General features: G+C 65.5%; 11 protein-coding genes. 5 read left to right on the top strand and 6 right to left on the bottom strand.

Features of this window, described 5'->3' with window-relative positions; genetic code table 11:
• Positions 1–145: 145 nt before the first annotated feature.
• The 5 genes from ACQP2E_RS31600 to ACQP2E_RS31620 form a co-directional block, all read right to left on the bottom strand.
• Positions 146–1,483: a hypothetical protein gene (locus ACQP2E_RS31600; RefSeq protein WP_433826623.1), complete on the bottom strand. Its 1,338-nt coding sequence runs from the start codon at positions 1,481–1,483 to the stop codon at positions 146–148.
• Between the two features lie 133 nt (positions 1,484–1,616).
• Entirely contained in the window at positions 1,617–2,129 is a 513-nt protein-coding gene (locus ACQP2E_RS31605) for a hypothetical protein (protein WP_433826625.1), read from the bottom strand.
• Positions 2,129–2,491, bottom strand: a complete 363-nt coding sequence (locus ACQP2E_RS31610; RefSeq protein ID WP_433826626.1) for a hypothetical protein — start codon at positions 2,489–2,491, stop codon at positions 2,129–2,131. The genes ACQP2E_RS31605 and ACQP2E_RS31610 overlap by 1 nt, the downstream gene beginning before the upstream one ends.
• Positions 2,488–4,905 (bottom strand): AAA family ATPase, encoded by a 2,418-nt coding sequence (locus ACQP2E_RS31615; RefSeq protein WP_433826627.1) that lies wholly within the window; start codon positions 4,903–4,905, stop codon positions 2,488–2,490. The genes ACQP2E_RS31610 and ACQP2E_RS31615 overlap by 4 nt, the downstream gene beginning before the upstream one ends.
• Positions 4,906–5,018: 113 nt before the next feature.
• Positions 5,019–5,843: a hypothetical protein gene (locus ACQP2E_RS31620; RefSeq protein ID WP_433826628.1), complete on the bottom strand. Its 825-nt coding sequence runs from the start codon at positions 5,841–5,843 to the stop codon at positions 5,019–5,021.
• A gap of 172 nt (positions 5,844–6,015) precedes the next feature.
• Between ACQP2E_RS31620 and ACQP2E_RS31625 the strand changes: the two genes are divergently transcribed.
• The 5 genes from ACQP2E_RS31625 (at position 6,016) to ACQP2E_RS31645 (ending at position 16,361) form a co-directional block, all read left to right on the top strand.
• Positions 6,016–8,055, top strand: coding sequence for an SAM-dependent DNA methyltransferase (locus ACQP2E_RS31625; protein WP_433826629.1), 2,040 nt, complete (start codon positions 6,016–6,018; stop codon positions 8,053–8,055).
• A 68-nt stretch (positions 8,056–8,123) separates the two neighbouring features.
• On the top strand, positions 8,124–9,692 hold the full coding sequence (locus ACQP2E_RS31630; protein ID WP_433826630.1) for a type I restriction-modification system subunit M: 1,569 nt from the start codon (positions 8,124–8,126) through the stop codon (positions 9,690–9,692).
• A 77-nt stretch (positions 9,693–9,769) separates the two neighbouring features.
• Positions 9,770–10,909, top strand: coding sequence for a restriction endonuclease subunit S (locus ACQP2E_RS31635; protein ID WP_433826631.1), 1,140 nt, complete (start codon positions 9,770–9,772; stop codon positions 10,907–10,909).
• Between the two features lie 29 nt (positions 10,910–10,938).
• Positions 10,939–14,151 carry a type I restriction endonuclease subunit R gene (locus tag ACQP2E_RS31640; RefSeq protein ID WP_433826632.1) on the top strand — a complete coding sequence of 1,071 codons (3,213 nt, stop codon included), beginning with the start codon at positions 10,939–10,941 and terminating at the stop codon, positions 14,149–14,151.
• A gap of 59 nt (positions 14,152–14,210) precedes the next feature.
• A complete protein-coding gene (locus tag ACQP2E_RS31645) occupies positions 14,211–16,361 on the top strand; it encodes an AIPR family protein (protein ID WP_433826633.1) in 2,151 nt (716 codons plus the stop codon).
• Positions 16,362–16,424: 63 nt separating this feature from the next.
• On the opposite strand, the gene ACQP2E_RS31650 is transcribed toward ACQP2E_RS31645, so the two are convergent.
• Positions 16,425–16,625 carry a hypothetical protein gene (locus ACQP2E_RS31650; protein ID WP_433826634.1) on the bottom strand — a complete coding sequence of 67 codons (201 nt, stop codon included), beginning with the start codon at positions 16,623–16,625 and terminating at the stop codon, positions 16,425–16,427.
• Between the last annotated feature and the right edge of the window lie 36 nt (positions 16,626–16,661).

Raw genomic sequence — 16,661 nt, forward strand, 5'->3', positions numbered from 1 at the left:
CACCGGCCGCCCGCCGCCTGCCCACAAAAAAGCCCCCGCCGCCGGCAGGGGCTTTTCGCGTAGCCGTGATTACTACTGCCTACGCATTGTTGCGACCATGAAACCGAGCGGAGTTCTCTGGGCCAAAGACGCGAACCAGTGATGATCAGGCAGCGTGATCCCGCGGCAACGCTTCAGCCGGCAGTACCAGCACCTTCCCGTCCACACGTTGGACGAGACCGATCTCGATGTCAGGAAGTTCCGAGGCGGCCACCGACTCCTCGTCAGCCAATTGCCTCAGCCGACCGGGCCAGGCGAGCAGGGTGTTGACCTCGCCCTGTGTCAACAGGCGGTCGGTGAAGCTCTTGGTCGGTGCGCGGAGCTGGAGTGCCGCCATGTCCACCAGGAGCACGCGCAGGTCACCCTGGAGTTCGTCGACGTCTCGCTGCTCGTCCTGCAGCACATCGGTGAAGCGGTGAAAGTCGAGTTCCGGGGATCTCTGGGCATGGTCGACGGCTTGCAGGACCGCGACGCGCCGCTTCGTGGCGATCGCCAGCATGGCGAGCCGGAGTTCGGTGCGGAAGGCGCCGTTGGACTGATCGATACCCGGGAAGGCCTGGACGAGGTCAGCGATCTCCACTCCCTCGGGCGGGAACCCTTCGAGCCTGGCCCGCCACGCTTTCGCCCTGCGGGTGGCCGCCTCGATGGCGGTGTCGACGGTGTGCACCGCGGAGTCCAGGCCCAGCGAATGCCCGGCCTCGCCCCTGTCGAGCAGCAGCGCGGCTGCCCTTTCGACGGCTCTGGTCGCGCCGTTGAGGCGGTCGCGTTCCTCGTCGAGGTTCTGGGCGGTCAGCTCCTGAAGGAGTTCGGTGACCCGTTCCATGGCCTTGCGGCGCTGCTCTTCGGCGTGCACGCTCGCGGCCGCGGCCACGGCGAGCAGAATGAAGGTCGAGGCTGCGGTGACCACGGCGGCTCCGGTCACCGCCTTCGCACCGTTCTTCATGAACGTAGTGGCGCCGGAGGACGTCGCATCGGTCACCACTGGAACGAACGTCGCGTTTTTCTCGATTCCCGCCTTGCCGAGGATGCCACTGTAGATCCCGCCGGCGACTTCCTTGGACGGCATGGACCGAACCAGCCCTTTACCGAGTTGCGCGGCCAGTCGCCTCGGTACCACCATCCGGTACAGCGTCTCCGAGGTCTCCGACAGCGTCTCTGTTGACTTCGCCGCATCCGCGGGCAGTTTCAGCAGGTTGCGGAGTTCCAGAGCGAGCGGCGAAGCCGCGTCGAGGAGCTTTCCACCGGAAAAGTGCGTTTGCGGCGGAAGCACATAAGCTTCCACGGTGACGAGTGGCGTATCGAGGAATGCGGCGAGTGCCTGCCGCAAACCGGCCAGTCGCGCCGGCGTCATCCCTTCAGGGGCTACAGGAAGCTGAACTGCTTGCGAAACCTTCTCGGGGTTCGTGGCCAAGGTCCAGACCGGCACCTGCAACTGCTCTGTCACGCTCTCCGCCATTCCTAGTCGTGGCTCCGGCCGAGCCTAGTGGTGTCGACGACGCCGGAGAATCGTCGTCTTCGGCAACATCACGAGAGATACGTATCAGTGGGCTACCGGATCAGGTCCGGCAGCGGCACCGTCATCGGGCTGCTGTAGCGGCCGGCGGTTTCTGTACCTGCCGGTCATGGATGAAGTTCGTGGCATCGACGGTGGCACTCGTAATGGCGCACAGTGTCGCCGTCAGCGCGAGCCAGAATGCCGCCGTGCTCTTCCAGTCCTCGGCGATCTTGACGGTGACCACTTCAATGCCGTCGCCTCCGGTCGGCAACCGGCCAGGACGCGTGCCGGGCGTATTCGGGTCAGGCTGGCGGCGCCAGCCGAAGCGGGCGAAGAACTTCGACCACACGTGCTCCGACCGGCCGCATCCGAAGATCAGGCCGTTGACCGGGCGGCCGCACTGCCCGCCCTTCTGCGTGGTCACTCCGCACGTGGTCGGCGCCTTCACGGCCAGCACCCAGGCCGGGATGGCGACAGCGACCGAGACCGACCAGGCGAGGCTCATGAAGTCGAGCGTCACCAGGAAGTAGACGACGCCAACCACGGCCACTGCCTCGATGCCAAGCATCACGAAGGCATAGTCGCGTTTCTGCATTACGGGACCTCCTGTGAGTCGAGGAGCGTGATGAGGTCGATCAGTTCGGCACGGAGCCGGGCCAGTTCGGTGGCGGTGATGCCGAGTTCGTAGGTGTGGTGGTGACCGGCTCGTGACAGGGCCCACCACAGGTAGCTGGCCCGTTGCCCGATCTCCGGGCCGGCGTAGTGGCCGAGAAGGAGCAGTTTGTGCCGCTGGGCGCGGGCCTGCCCGATCTCCGGGCACGCCCGCTGCCAGTAGCGGTCCATGGCGGTTTCGAGTTCGTACCGCAGCAGCCAGGCGCAGGCCCGCGGCCAGCATCCCCGAGCTCCACGGATGACGGTGGTCAGCATCCGGTCGGCGGTTTCCAGGCAGGTGCTCATGACAGCCTCGCCACCAGGGCCTCGGAGGCGATGACCATGTCGACGCTCTCCATGTCGCAGTGCCCGTGCATCGCCTTCGCTACGGCCTTCACCGTGTCGACGGCGCGGGGCACCCGGCTCCGGTTCAGCTGGGCGTAGAGGTCCCCGCGACGGCCGGGGTCGCCGAACAGTCCGAGGGTCAACCTGTCCTGGACACTGTGAGCCGCGTCCAGGGCAGCGTCGATTTCTCGCAGGGGCGTGCCCGCCGCGTACTGCGCTGCCCGATAGCGGTCCATCGCCGTCGCCTCGAGCGCAGACCGGCAGAACCCGGCGACCATCAGCCGCCTCGCCTGTTCCGGGATCTCCTTGTCTCGAGCGACCGCTCGGGCGTCCTCCAGGTAGCGCTTGGCCGGCCACAGGTTCTTGCGCACTTCGACGACCGATCCTTCACGCCGGGTCACCTCGCGGACGTCGGCGTCCACGCCGAGTCGCCGGATCGCTTCGGGCAGCCGGTCGTCGTGGGTGAACACCACGACCTGCCGGGTACGTGCCACCTCCCGCAGCACCTCGGCGAACCCGTCGACCTTGCTCGGGTCCATGCTCTGCACCGGGTCGTCGATCACCACGAACCGGTACGGGCTCGCATCGGCGCACGCCCGTGGCAGGAACAGCGCCAGCCCGAACGCATGCAACTCGCCCTGGCTCATCACGGCGAGCGCCGGGGTGTCCGTCCCGTCGACAGCCACCGAGATGTCGACCCGCCGCCGGGTGTTCGTGCCGCCGAGCTTGATCTCGCCCATCTCGACATTGCTCTCCTGCCGCAGCAGGTTCCAGATCTGCTGAGACTGCTGGGCAGCCGCCTGGAACCGGTCGGCCCGCATCCGGTCGGTGACAGCGGTGAGGTCGCTACGTGCATTGGTCAGCAGCGCCAGCTCACCCGCCTCGACCCGGACCACCATGGCGTCCTCCACCCAGCGGCGGATCGCGGCGCCGGGCTCCTGCCACGAGTCGTGCCGGTTGGCCAGCCACTCGGCTGCGGCCACACCGAGCTTGTAGTGAGCTGCCGAGACAGACTCCCAGGAGGTTCGGTCGACGGTCAGCGAGTTCAGTGCCCCGTCGACCGCGGCAGTCAGCTCGGGCAGGGCCGGAGCCAGGTCCGCCACGATCGGTGCCAGCATCCTGCGTACGGCGCCGATCTCGCTCTGCACCTGCCGCAGCAGTTCCTCCTGTCGCTGGGTCGCGACACGCACCGCCTCGGTGGCCAAGCGCAGCCGGCCGACCTCCTGCTCGGCTTGTTCCCGCCAGGAGCCGTTGAGAACACCGACCTGGCACACCGGGCACGACTGATCGCCAAGGTCCCGGTGCATCTCCAGGGCACCCCACAGGAGATCCGCCACCCGATGCCCGACAGCGATCTCGGTCCGGGCGAGCTGCTGAACCGACTCCTCCGCACCGGCCAGCTCACGCAAGCTGTGCCCGATCTCCGGAAACTCCAGTTCGGCGAGCCGCCGCGCGGCTGACGCCGCAAGAGCGTCAACACCTCCGGCCTCCCCGAGGGCCAGGTCAGCGAGCCTCGCAAGGCTCGCCTTCCCGGCTTGCTTTCCCAGCAGGCGTACGGCTTCAGCGGCACGCGGGTCGTCCAGTACCTCGAGTCGCGTGCGCAGATCGTTGAACGCGCCCCGAAGCGCGACCGCCCGATCGTCACGTTCTTTACGCAGCGCCTGCAGCCGTGCGCTGGCGGCGGAGAGCGGCGCCAAGCCGAGGATCGGCGCGATCGAGTCGTACAGTTCGGTGGGTTTGGATCCGATCACCCGCTCCAGATCCCGGGCGGACAGGAACGGCCGGAAGCGGTCAGCCGGGCCCAGCCACTCGGGCAGGCCATCCGACGGCATCGCGGCACCGTTCCGGGTCACGCTCACCGTCGCAGCTGCCACGTCCGTCTCGCCAGCTGCCCAGGTGCGGCGGACCACGACGGGCTGACCGCTTTGTGCGGAGCGCAGCTTCACCGCGATCGCCCGCTCGCCGTCGAAGTGCATGTTTCGCCATCCCTCGCGGAAGACGGCCGGCCGCTGCGACCAGCGCGGCGAGTCCTCGGTAAGGGCGTACTCGATCGATTCGGCGAGACTGGACTTGGCGGAACCGTTCCGCCCCGCAATAACGGTCAGGCCGGGTTCGGGCTTAAGCCGCAGCGCAGCGGCGGGTGCGCCGATCCCACGGAAGCCGATGGCCTCCACCGACTCCAGATAGATCTCCGGCTCCTCGCCCGCCCGGGTCGAGTCGGCGGGTGCGTCGGGCAGCGGCTCGCCGCGCATGACGGCCGCCAAGTTGTCCTCGCCGAGAAAGGCCGCGAGGACCAGATCGATTGCCGGTCCGGTGGCTCCGTGAGCTCGCAGCCGGTCGGTGAGTTCGTGATAGAGCGTGAGTGCGTCGTCCATGGGGACCCCCTGTTTACTACCGGTTGATGCTCTGTTCGCGGCAGAGCGGTGTTGCGGTCAGTCGTGCTGCGGGAAGAGCGTTGGAACGCCGGTGAGGCCGGCATACGAGCTGGTCACGATGGGGAGATGGTCCAGTTGCCGTCGGCGGTGATCTCGACAAGTGCCGGTGCCTGCAACGGCCGGGTGCCGGAGTAGCCGCCGATCTCGTTGACGAGCAAGCCACCCTCACCGGTCTCCAGCGAATACGCATAGACCACGAAGTTCGCCGACCCCTTGGAGTGCGTGATCTTCGCCTTCGTGGCCGTGCCGCCCAGGACGATGACGTCATCGCCCTTGCCCGCGGCCTTACCGGAGGCAGCTTTAGTGGCGAGTTGGTCGACCGAACCGATCGTCAGCGTCCAGCGGCCGGTCGCCTCGATCTCGAACTGGGTGGTCTGCGCGCCGTCCTCGAGGTTGATCCAGCGCTTGCCCTTGTACTTGCCGATCTCGTTGACCAGCAGCGACTCCGGACCATCGCTCTTGAGAACGGTGTTGCTGGAGCAGCGGCAGTCGAAGACGACAACCGAGAGGTCGCTGAGCGGCGGGATGTCAACGACATCGTCGCCTTTGCCTTTGATGACGCGCGGCTTGGCAGCCGCCTTGGTGGTCGCCGGCGCTTCGGCCGGGGTGGTGGTCTCCGTTGCCGTGGTCTGGGTCGCCGTCGGCGTGGTCTCAGCGATCGTCGTCGCCGGTGCTGCGGAGGGCACGGACACGGCCCCGAGCTTGGAGTTGTCCTCCTTGTCGGCCGCGCTGATCGCGGCGACCCCGGCACCGCAGCACAGCAGGACGAGTGCGGTCAGCGCGGCACCCCCTATGACGAAGATGCGCTTGCCCCGCTTCGGCTGAGGCGCCGGCTGCGGGAAGGGTGCCTGCGGGAACGGGTTCTGCGGGATGGTCATCGTGCGGCTCCTAATCGAAGAATGTCGTTCGCGGTTCGACCTCAACAGGAGAGCATGAATTGGTGACCGGCTCGCTTGAGGTTGTGATAACCCGGGTTATCAGCCATAGCGATGGACACGAGCACTCGAATGCCTAGAGTGAGTGGCCTGATTGCTGAGGAGGTGAGAGAGCGTGAGCGGGGAGTACATGTCGTCGACTGAGGTGGCCCGGCTTGCCCAAGTGGAGCGGCCCGTGGTCACCACCTGGCGCCGCCGGCACTCCGATTTCCCGCCCCCCGTGTCGACGGGGAACGGCCAGCCGCTCTTTTCGGCCACCGAAGTCCTGGACTGGCTTCTAGACACCGGCCTCGGCAACACGGACCCGACGACCTTGCGCGCCGAGCGAGACATGAACACCTTGACCGCGTACGCCCGGGAACACGGCGGCCGTCGCATGCTGCTCACGCTGAGCGCCGCTCTCGGCCTGCGTCATCTCGCCCGGCGCGCCCTTCCCGCCGATCCGCTTCCTCTCGCCGACCGCCTCGACCCGGACGACGATTTCCTGCTGACCGATCTGCGGAAGGCACCCGCCCCAGCCGTTCTCCCGCAGCTGGTCGAGCAACTGATCGAGGGTGCCTTCGACCCGAGCCGGGCACATCATTTTCTGCTCGGCAACGCGGCTCGTCTCGGCTGGCCCGAGTTGAACGCCGACGCGCTCACCGCTCCCCTGCTCACGCTGATCCGGATGGTCACCGACCTGCCGGGCCGTCTCCCGACGCACGGCGACCTCACCATCGGCGATCCGTGGGCCGGCCCCGGCGACCTGCTCGCCGCAGTTCTGACCGGCCAGGAGCCGGAAACGCTCCGCTTCACCGCCGCACAACCGGACCCCGCGCTGGCCCGGCTGATCCGCCGCCGCCTACTGCTGGCCGGCGTCCCCGAGTTCAACATCGACGTGGTTTCGGACGAGCTGAATGACGAGTTCGCCGAAGCGGACGTGATCGTCACCCGGCTCCCCTACCAGCCCAGCGAGCTCCGCGACACAGTCGAAGACCTCAGCAAGATCAACGATATCGCCGACCGGCTCGGCCCCGGCCGTACCGCCATCGTGATCGGCCCCGCCGCCAGCCTGGTCGACGCCTTGCGCGACACCGACGCGATCACCAAACGGGCCGACCTGTTGGGTCAAGGCTTCGTGGAAGCGGTGGTGCGCCTGCCTGGCGGGATCTTCCCGGCTCGTCCCGGCCACCCCGCCGCCCTGTGGGTGCTCACTCGCGATCCGATCCGCGCCACCGAAGGCCGAGTCTTCCTCGCCGACCTCACCAGCGCTGTTCTCGATGAACGGTTCGCGCGGGCGGTGGCCGAGGACATCCTGCTGTGGCGGTCCGAGGGCTTCCGTCCCGGCGACGGTCACGAGCCCAGGACCGGCCAGGCGGTTCTGCTGAAGACTCTCGACCTGCGTCGCGGCACAGCGCTACGGCCGCCGGCTCCCGGCTCGGCCACCGTGCGGGCCCGGCAGGCCACCGACCGGCCCGCGCTGATCGGCGAGGCCGAGCGCCGCCTCTCCGACGCCGAGCGAGAAGCCACTCGTTACGGCGAAGAGCACGGTCCCCTCAACACCCGCGCCGCCCAACGTGACGAGGCCCGGCTCAAGGCAGTCTCCCTCGGCGCCCTGCGAACCGCCCGCCGCGTCCGCCAACTCCCCGGGCACCGCCTGTCGCCCGCGCATGTCACGCCCCGCGGCCACTACCGGATTCTCGGCCCCTCCGAAGTCCTCGCGCAGTCTTCGAGGCGCTGGATCGACCGGCTCACCCTGAACACGGAGTATCCCCACGCCGTCCTTACCGAACCAGGCGACATCGTGGTGACCTCGGGCCCTCGGTTTGGCGCTTTCCTCGACGAGACCGGCCTCTCGGTGATCGAGTTTCCGGCCCGCGGCCTCCGCATCGCCGATGACGACGGCCTCACCCCACGAGTGCTGAAGGCGCTGCTCGACATCGCCGATAACACCACCCGCAGCCCAGGAGCAGTACGTTCGCAGCGACTGCGGGACGTGACCATCCCAGATCTCGACAGCGACGAGGCGGCCCGTTTGGATGACGTACTCCGCCGACTCGACGAACGTGAGCGCCTGTTACGGCAGCAAGCCGACCTTCTGACCGAACTGCGCGGACTCGCCGTGACCGGCTTCGCCGACGGCACCCTCACGACTTTGTACGGTACGAACTCCTGAACTCCACCAGAACGGAACACACAGTGCCTCCACGCAAGCGTGCCAGCGGACAGACGGAGCTCTTCGCCGTGTCCAGCACCAAGCAGATCCAGGACATCCTTTGGAAGGCCGCGGACAAGCTGCGCGGCTCCATGGACGCGGCACAGTACAAGGAGTTCGTGCTCGGCCTGGTCTTCCTCAAGTATGTTTCGGACGCATTCGCCGAACGCCGCGACAAGATCGCCGAGAGCCTCGCCGACCTTCCGGAGAGCCGGCGTGCCGATTTCCTTGACGATCGCGACGAGTACACCCTCGCCAACGTCTTCTGGGTGCCGGAGAACGCCCGCTGGGACTACCTGGTGGAGAACGCCCCCCAGGGCGTCGGCGAACTACTCGACAACGCCATGGACGCGATCATGCGGGAGAATCCGGCACTGACCGGCGTTCTACCGAAGATCTTCAACCGCGACAACGTCGACAAGAACCGCCTCAAGGAACTCGTCGACCTGATCAGCGACGCCCGGTTCACCGGCCATGGCGACCGCCCGGCCCAGGATGTGCTCGGCGAGACCTACGAATACTTCCTGGAGAAGTTCGCCCGCGCCGAAGGCAAGCGCGCCGGCGAGTTCTACACCCCGTCCAGCGTGGTCCGCATTCTCGTCGAGGTGCTGGAGCCTTACTCCGGCCGCGTCTACGACCCGTGCTGTGGCTCCGGCGGCATGTTCGTCCAGTCACAGAAGTTCATCGAGTCCCGCGCCGGCCGCGAGCACACCCACGACATCGCGGTGTACGGCCAGGAACAGAACGAACGCACCTGGCGGCTGGCGAAGATGAACCTCGCCATCCACCACATGGACCCCGTGGGCATCGCCGACCGCTGGGCCGACACCTTCGAAAACGACAAACACCCGGACATGCGGGCCGACTTCATCATGGCCAACCCGCCGTTCAACATGAGCGACTGGGCCCGTCGCGAGTCAGACTCCCGCTGGAAGTACGGCGTCCCGCCACAGAGCAACGCCAACTACGCCTGGCTCCAGCACATCCTGTCCAAGCTCGGCGACCGCGGCAGCGCCGGCGTCGTCCTGGCCAACGGCTCGATGTCCTCTAAGCAGTCCGGCGAAGGCGAGATCCGGCGCACCATGGTCGAAGCAGACGTGGTTGCCTGCATGATCGCCCTCCCGCCGAACCTGTTTCGCACCACCGCCATCCCCGCCTGCCTCTGGTTCCTCACCAAGGACAAGTCCTCGCAAGGGGCGAAGGCGCTGACCGATCGTCGCAGCGAGATTCTCTTCATCGACGCCCGCAACCTGGGCACTATGGTCGACCGGACCGAGCGCATCCTCACCGACGACGACATCACCAAAATCGCCGACACATACCATGCATGGCGAGGCACGAAATCCGCCAAAACAAAAAACCAGACGTACGAGAATATCCCTGGCTTCTGTTATTCAGCAAAGCCCGACGAAGTAGCCGAAAATGATCACGTCCTTACTCCTGGTCGCTATGTCGGTGCCACCAAAATCGAGGAAGACCCGAACGCAGAGCCGCTCGCGGACCGCGTCGACCGCCTGAAGAATGAGCTCTATACCCATTTTGATGAGTCGGCTCGTCTGGACCAGGCCGTTCGTGCCCAACTCGGAGGCCTTGTCTAATGTGGCAAACGCTTAAGTTTCAGGAGCTGGCCTCCGCCGACCGGTGGTCTTTTACCATCGGGCCGTTCGGGTCTAAGGTGACGACCTCTGATTACCGGCCGATTGGTATCCCGTTCATTCGCGGCGTCAATCTCGCCCGCGGGATCTTTCTCGAGGATGAGTTCGTATTCGTTGATAACGATAAGGCCGACGACGTCCAATCAGCCAACGCGGTTCCTGGCGATCTTGTCTTTACCCGTAAGGGGACTATCGGTCAGGTTTCGATGATTCCACGTAACCCCCGTTTCCCAAGGTACGTAATTTCCGGCAGTCAGATGAAGGCAAGGCTCGATCCTGCCCTCGCCGTACCGGAGTACTACTATTACTGGTTCCGATCGCCAGAGGGCCAACATGCGTTGCTCTCGCACATGGTAACGGTAGGAGTGCCAAGCCTAGCGAACTCCCTTGACACGCTGCGGAACATTGTTGTACCGCATCCGCCATTGGGAGAACAGCAAGTAATCGCGGCCTTGCTCGGTGCACTGGACGACAAAATTGCGGTCAACGACCGCATCGCAAATACCGCACGCGCGCTGGGAATATCGTTATTTCAGTCAGCCCTAGAATTTGCGGACAAGGAAATGGAGATCGGTGGAATCGCGTCTCTCCTGACCAGGGGGCAGACGCCTAAATATACGGACGCCGGGAACGCTGTCACCGTCGTGAACCAAAAGTGCGTGCGAGATGGCCGGGTTAATGTCGGTCCGGCACGCCTCGCCGAGGCTAGCCGCGTGAAGGCGGATCGAGTCCTGCGGAAATACGACGTTCTTGTCAACTCGACTGGAGTCGGGACCCTGGGGCGAGTCGGGATCTGGTCCGATGAAAGGTTCGCGACAGTCGACTCGCACGTCACGATCATCCGAATCGCTCCGCCGCTTCCAGCCATCATCGGTGGATTTGCTCTCCTAGCGGCTGAACCGGAGATCGAAGCCCTCGGCGAGGGTTCGACCGGCCAGACGGAACTTAGCCGCTCAAAGCTGTCATCGCTAACAGTCCGAATTCCCGCCGATGGCATCGAAGGGCTGGCGCGTCAGATTACTGGTCTCGAATTGAGGGCTGATGCGGCTCTGATTGAGTCGAAAACCTTGGCGGCACTGCGAGACACGCTTCTACCAGAGTTGATGTCGGGGCGGTTGCGGGTCAAGGACGCCGAGAAGGTTGTTGAAGACGCGGTTTAGGTAGCGACGGTTCACGGGGAGGGGTTGAGATGACGTCTGTCGGAAGATTGAACGAGGCCGATTGGGAGACGCTGGCGCTGGAGGAGTTGTTCGATCTCGGCTGGGAGACCGGTGCCGGGAAGGATTTCGGTCCCGGCACCGGGCAGCGGCAGACGTGGGCCGATCTCGTACTGGTCGAGGATCTGCGGGCGGCGATCGAGCGGCTCAACCCCGACCTGCCCTCTTCAGCAGTCACCGAGGCGGTCAGGGCAGCCATCGACGTGGCCTCTCGGGAGGCATTCGCCGAAAACCGGGCGGCCCACGAACGGCTGGTCCACGGCATCCGGTCGATCTCATACACCGACTCTTTCGGCGCTGAGCACAATCCCACCGTCCGCCTGGTAGATCTGCACGACCCGGACCTGAACGTCTACCGAGCGATCAACCAGGTGCTGGTGGTCGACGGTGACCACCAGCGCCGGTTCGACATCGTGCTCTACCTCAACGGCCTGCCGGTGGCGTTCATCGAGCTGAAGAACGCCACCGACGAGAACGCGACGCTCACCGGCGCGCACGCGCAACTGCGGACGTACCTTGCGGAGTTCCCGCTGGCCTTCCGGCACGCGGTGCTCTGCGTGATCTCCGACGGGGTGACCGCGAAGTACGGCACCCCGTTCACCCCGTACGAGCATTTCGCACCCTGGAACATCGACACGTACGGCGAGAGGGTCGATACAACGTCACCGGAGTACGACGGCCCGGAGGCGCTCGTCGTCGCCCTGCACGGCCTGTTCCTGCGGCGACGTTTCTCGGAGCTGACCGCCGGTTTCGTCAACTTCACCTCGACCGCGAAGCGAATAGCCAAACCGCACCAGCATTACGCGGTCACCGAGGCGATCCAATGCATCGTGCGAGCCTCGCAGAGCGACGGTAAGGCCGGCGTCGTCTGGCACACGCAGGGCTCCGGCAAGTCGGAAGAGATGGTGTGCACGGCGGCGATGGCCGCTCACCACCCGGCGCTGAAGAACCCGACGATCGTGGTCCTCACCGACCGCAACGACCTCGACGACCAGCTCTTCGACACGTTCCACGAGAGCCAGCTGTTGCTGGGTCAGGAACCGGAGCAGGCTGATTCCCGCGCTGAACTGCGGGACAAACTGTCGAACCGGAACGCCGGCGGCATCATCTTCACCACGTTGCAGAAGTTCGGGCGTACCAAAGAAGAAAGGGAGGCCGGGAGGCCGCATCCGCTCCTTTCCGACCGCCGCAACGTCCTGGTGATCGTCGATGAGGCGCACCGCAGCCACTACGACAGCCTGGACGGCTACGCCCGGCATCTGCGCGACGCGCTGCCGCACGCCACGTTCATCGCGTTCACCGGCACCCCGATCGCCACGGCCGAAGTGAACACTCGCGCCGTCTTCGGCGACTACATCGACGTGTACGACCTGAAGCGTGCCGTTGACGACGAGGCGACCGTGCGGGTCTACCACGAGCCGAGGATCATCCCGGTGTCGTTGCCGCCGGACATCGACCCGGAGAGCATTGACGAGCAGGTGGAGACGCTCACCGCCAGCTTGGACGACGCAGAACGGCGCAAGGCAGTGGCCTACGCGGCCACCATGAACACCGTCTACGGCGCCCCGGACCGCGTCGAAACCCTGACAAAGGATCTGGTCGAGCACTGGGAGACCCGGCGTGAGCTGATAAAGCCCCAGCTCGGCGGCCCCGGCAAGGCGATGTTGGTATGCGCGACCCGCGAGATCTGCGTCAAGGTCTACGACGCTCTTGCGAAGCTGCGCCCGGGCTGGGCGGATCCTGCCGTCGACAAGGGCAAAATGAAGATTGTCTTCACCAGCTTGCCGACCGACGACGAGATATTCCGTCCGCACATGCTGCGCCCCTCACAGCGCAAGACCGTTCAGACCCGCGCGAAGGACCCGGAGGACCAGCTCGAGTTGCTCATTGTTCACTCGATGCTGCTCACCGGCTACGACGCGCCGCCGATCCACACCATCTACATGGACCGACCGATGCGGGGCGCCAACCTGATGCAGGCGCTGGCCCGGGTCAACCGCCGCTTCGCCGACAAGCAGGACGGCCTGCTCGTCGGCTACGCCCCGCTGACCGAGAACCTGCGCAAGGCTCTCACCGAGTACACGCCCAGCGATCAGCAGGACCAGACGCTGGGCAAGGACATCGATCGGGCCATCAGCGAGGTGCACAACGAGATCTCCGTCATCGAGGCCATGCTCGCCCCGGTGAAATGGCGGGAGACCCTGGAGAACCAGGCAGACAAAAGGAGTTGGGTACGAGCGGTACGCAAGGCTGCCAACTTTCTGCGTGATCCGCGCACCCCCGGCAACAATCCCGACCCCGGCAAGAAGCCGTTGCATCAGCGCTTCCGTGACTCGGCCGGCCGGTTGGAACGGTTCTACCGGCTCTGCTCCAGCAGTCGCGACTTCGTCGAACGCGCCGGCGACATCCAGCGGTTGCGCCGCGACATCCATTACTTCCGTGACGTACGTGTCTGGATCGTCAAGGAGGAGGCCGCCGATCGCGAGGCGAAGGGCTTGCCTAACACCGCCGAGGTGGAACGCTACCTGTCCCAGCTCGCAGCCGAGGTGGTCGACGCTGCCGATATCACCGACATCTACGCCGAGGCCGGTCTCGGAAAGCTCGACATCACCGAGCTGAACGGCGTCGCGGTCCAGCGGCTACAGGATTCGGAGACCCCGCACCTGGCGTCCGCCGCCCTGCGTCGACTGATCCAGCGCAAGATGCGCGAGGTCACCAAACACAACGTGGTCCGTCAGGAACGCTTCTCCGCGCAGCTCGAAGACCTGATGAGCCGCTACATGCGCCAGCAGCTGACCAGCGCCCAGCTGATCGTCGAACTCGTCGAACTGGCCAAGGAGGTCTCCGCCGACGCCCGCCGGGGCCAGCAGTTCGACCCGCCGCTGAATCACGCCGAACTCGCCTTCTATGACGCCGTGGCGCAGAACGGCGCTGCCACCGAACTCATGGGCATCGGTACCCTCGCCGAGATCGCCCGGGAGCTGGTCAAGTCCGTGCAGTCGACCATCACGGTCGACTGGTTCTCCCGTGAGCCCGTACGCGCCAAACTGCGCAGCCACATCCGCAGGTTGCTCGCCCGCTTCGACTATCCGCCGGACCACGAACGCGCGGCCGTCGACCTGGTCCTCCGCCAGCTGGAGACCTTCGCCACCGACTGGGCCGTCACCGCAAATGGGAGGCCCTGAGCCCGCTACAGCGTGCGACAATCCACTTCGTACTCTGCTTTGGCCTCCGGGAGGACGACTTGAGTTCGGCCAGCCACCGATCTGGTAGCCGCGATGTAGCTCTCCAGGTCCGCCAGACCGAAGCGGCCCTCCGCTCGGTCTATATCAGCGGCGAACTACTCACTCTTGAGGATCTGGATGGACGGCCGGAGGAGGAGCGAGCCCCACGTGCTCTCTCCCGGGCACTCGCCGCGCAGGCTGTCCGCATAGTCACGGGATGGACCGCGCAGGATTCGGCGCTCACCGTCATCGACGGCGTCGGGGATCAGGGCATTGACGCGATCGCCGTGGTCGAGAAGCCCAATCCCCACGTCTATCTGGTTCAAGCGAAGTGGAGCAAGACCGGCCACGCCAACGCTGATCGTTCCTCAGTGATGGAACTTCTGACCGGCCTGCGCCTCATCGATGACGAGGACTTCACTCCGTTCAACCTGCGAGGACGCATCCTGGCCGAGCAGGCCAAGAACGTCATGTCGCAGGGACCGGTTCCGGTGACGCAGGTCGTCGTTCTGATGCGCGCCGAGGACGTGTCGCGAGGTTTCCTGGAAGCAGTCAAGGGCGGAGAGCGGGAATTCAACCGTCACGGCAACGTGCTCGACAGCCGTGTCATCCTCGCGCCGGAGGTATGGGCCTCGATCCGCGACGACATGTCACCGCGACCAGTCGAGCTGGAGGCCGAGCTTTTCCCGTGGTTCCCGGTGAGTACGCCCTATCTGTCATACCAGGGCGTGGTGGAAGCAGAACAGGTCGCGCGGTGGGTCGAGCACGACACGAACCTCTTCCAACTCAACATCCGTAACCCTCTCGGCCGCACCCCGATCAACAACGAGATGATCGAGACCCTGACCGAAGAGCCGGCCCATTTCTTGTACTTCAACAACGGGGTGACGATCCTCTGCGAGTCGGTTGACGCCGTCCCGCAGTCGATTCGTTCGCCGCAAGCGCGACCGATCAAGCTGACGTTGCACAATGCCAGCGTCGTGAACGGGGCGCAGACCGTCCGTTCCGTCGCCGAAGCCGTCGCCGCCGACGAGGACGCCGCCACCGCCCAGATCGGCGTACGCATCATCGTGACAGGCAAGGCGGTGGAGTTCGCCAAGCGAGCCACCCAGGCGACAAACAGACAGAACCGGGTGGAGGCACGGGACTTCATCGCGCTCGATCCGGTGCAGGCCGCCATCCTGGAGGACATGCGGGCCGAGCTCGGACTCGATTACAGCGTCCGCCGGGGAGAGCTGGAGCCCGAACCGGATACCGGATGCTCGGTCGTCGAGGCTGCTTGTGCGCTGGCATGCGCACACCCCGACAGCCAGTACGCGGCCAGGATCGCAACTACTCTCGACGTTCTCTGGGAACGCGGGTCACGGGGCGTCTACGACATCCTGTTCCGGCCGCAACCCGGCGTCTATGCCCTCTGGAACTCCGTTTTGCTGCTCCGGCAGGTACGCCGCGATCTACACGACCTTCGACCGCAGTACACCGGGCGCGGCGCCGCTCTGATCGACCACGGCCTGTACCTTCTCGCCCATCTGGTGTTCCGGCGACTCGACACCGATGCGATCGATGAGCCCGACTCGAAGCTGGAATGGGCAGTCAACGCGGCGGAACAGGTAAAGGGTTTGGTCGAGGCGCTCTTGCCAGCGGCTGTCGCGGCAATTGATGAGATGTTCACTGACCGTGCGCAAATTCGGGCGGTCTGCGCTGACGTCACACGTTGTCGCCAGATCACCGAACACGTACTCACCTCGGACGGGTTCTCTCGCCCTCCGGTCAAGGACAAATACCGTCGGCTGGCACCCGGGCGCACTCGTCGCCCGAACGCCGTCTCCGTTCTGGTCGACAGGGCTGTCCTTCCCGAAGGCGAGGCACTCACTTTGGTCGCCTCGGCACTCAGTGAGGTGGAGGCGCTCCGTGATTGGCTGGCAGAAGAGCCCAAGCGCTCACGTGCCAGCTGGGTTCCGCATCGCGGCAAGCCGATCCTATGGGCAGCAGACGGCCAACACTATTCGCCGTCAGGGCTGATCTCTCATATGTGGCGACTGGCCGGCTGGGAGAATCGGCCCGTGGCAAACCAGGGAACCGCACGATGGGCGGTCAGTTCCGGGGAAACCCTTGCCGACCTTGCATGGCGAGCCCTTCGCGAACTCGACACGCCTGACGATGCCGATTGAGTCATACACTGCCTCGACAATTGAATGATCGACCTCGGGTTGGCTCGGCGGGTATGCGATCGTCTATCGGCCGGCTACCTTCCACGCCCGGACGAACTCCCGGTACAGGAACTGCTGGTACGGCTGTCCTCCGATGCGAAACTGGGCCATCTGCCGGCCGATTGCCTTCGTGCCGAACCAGAGGCCGGCCACTTTGGGGACGCCGGTCGCCACCTGCACCACCGAGGCGACGTCGTCGACAAGAGATCTTCGTCGGTCACGCACCGCATGACGGTGGCACGCAGCTCGGCTGCGTCCTCC

It is taken from the genome of Actinoplanes sp. CA-015351, from assembly GCF_050955685.1.
GTDB lineage: Bacteria > Actinomycetota > Actinomycetes > Mycobacteriales > Micromonosporaceae > Actinoplanes.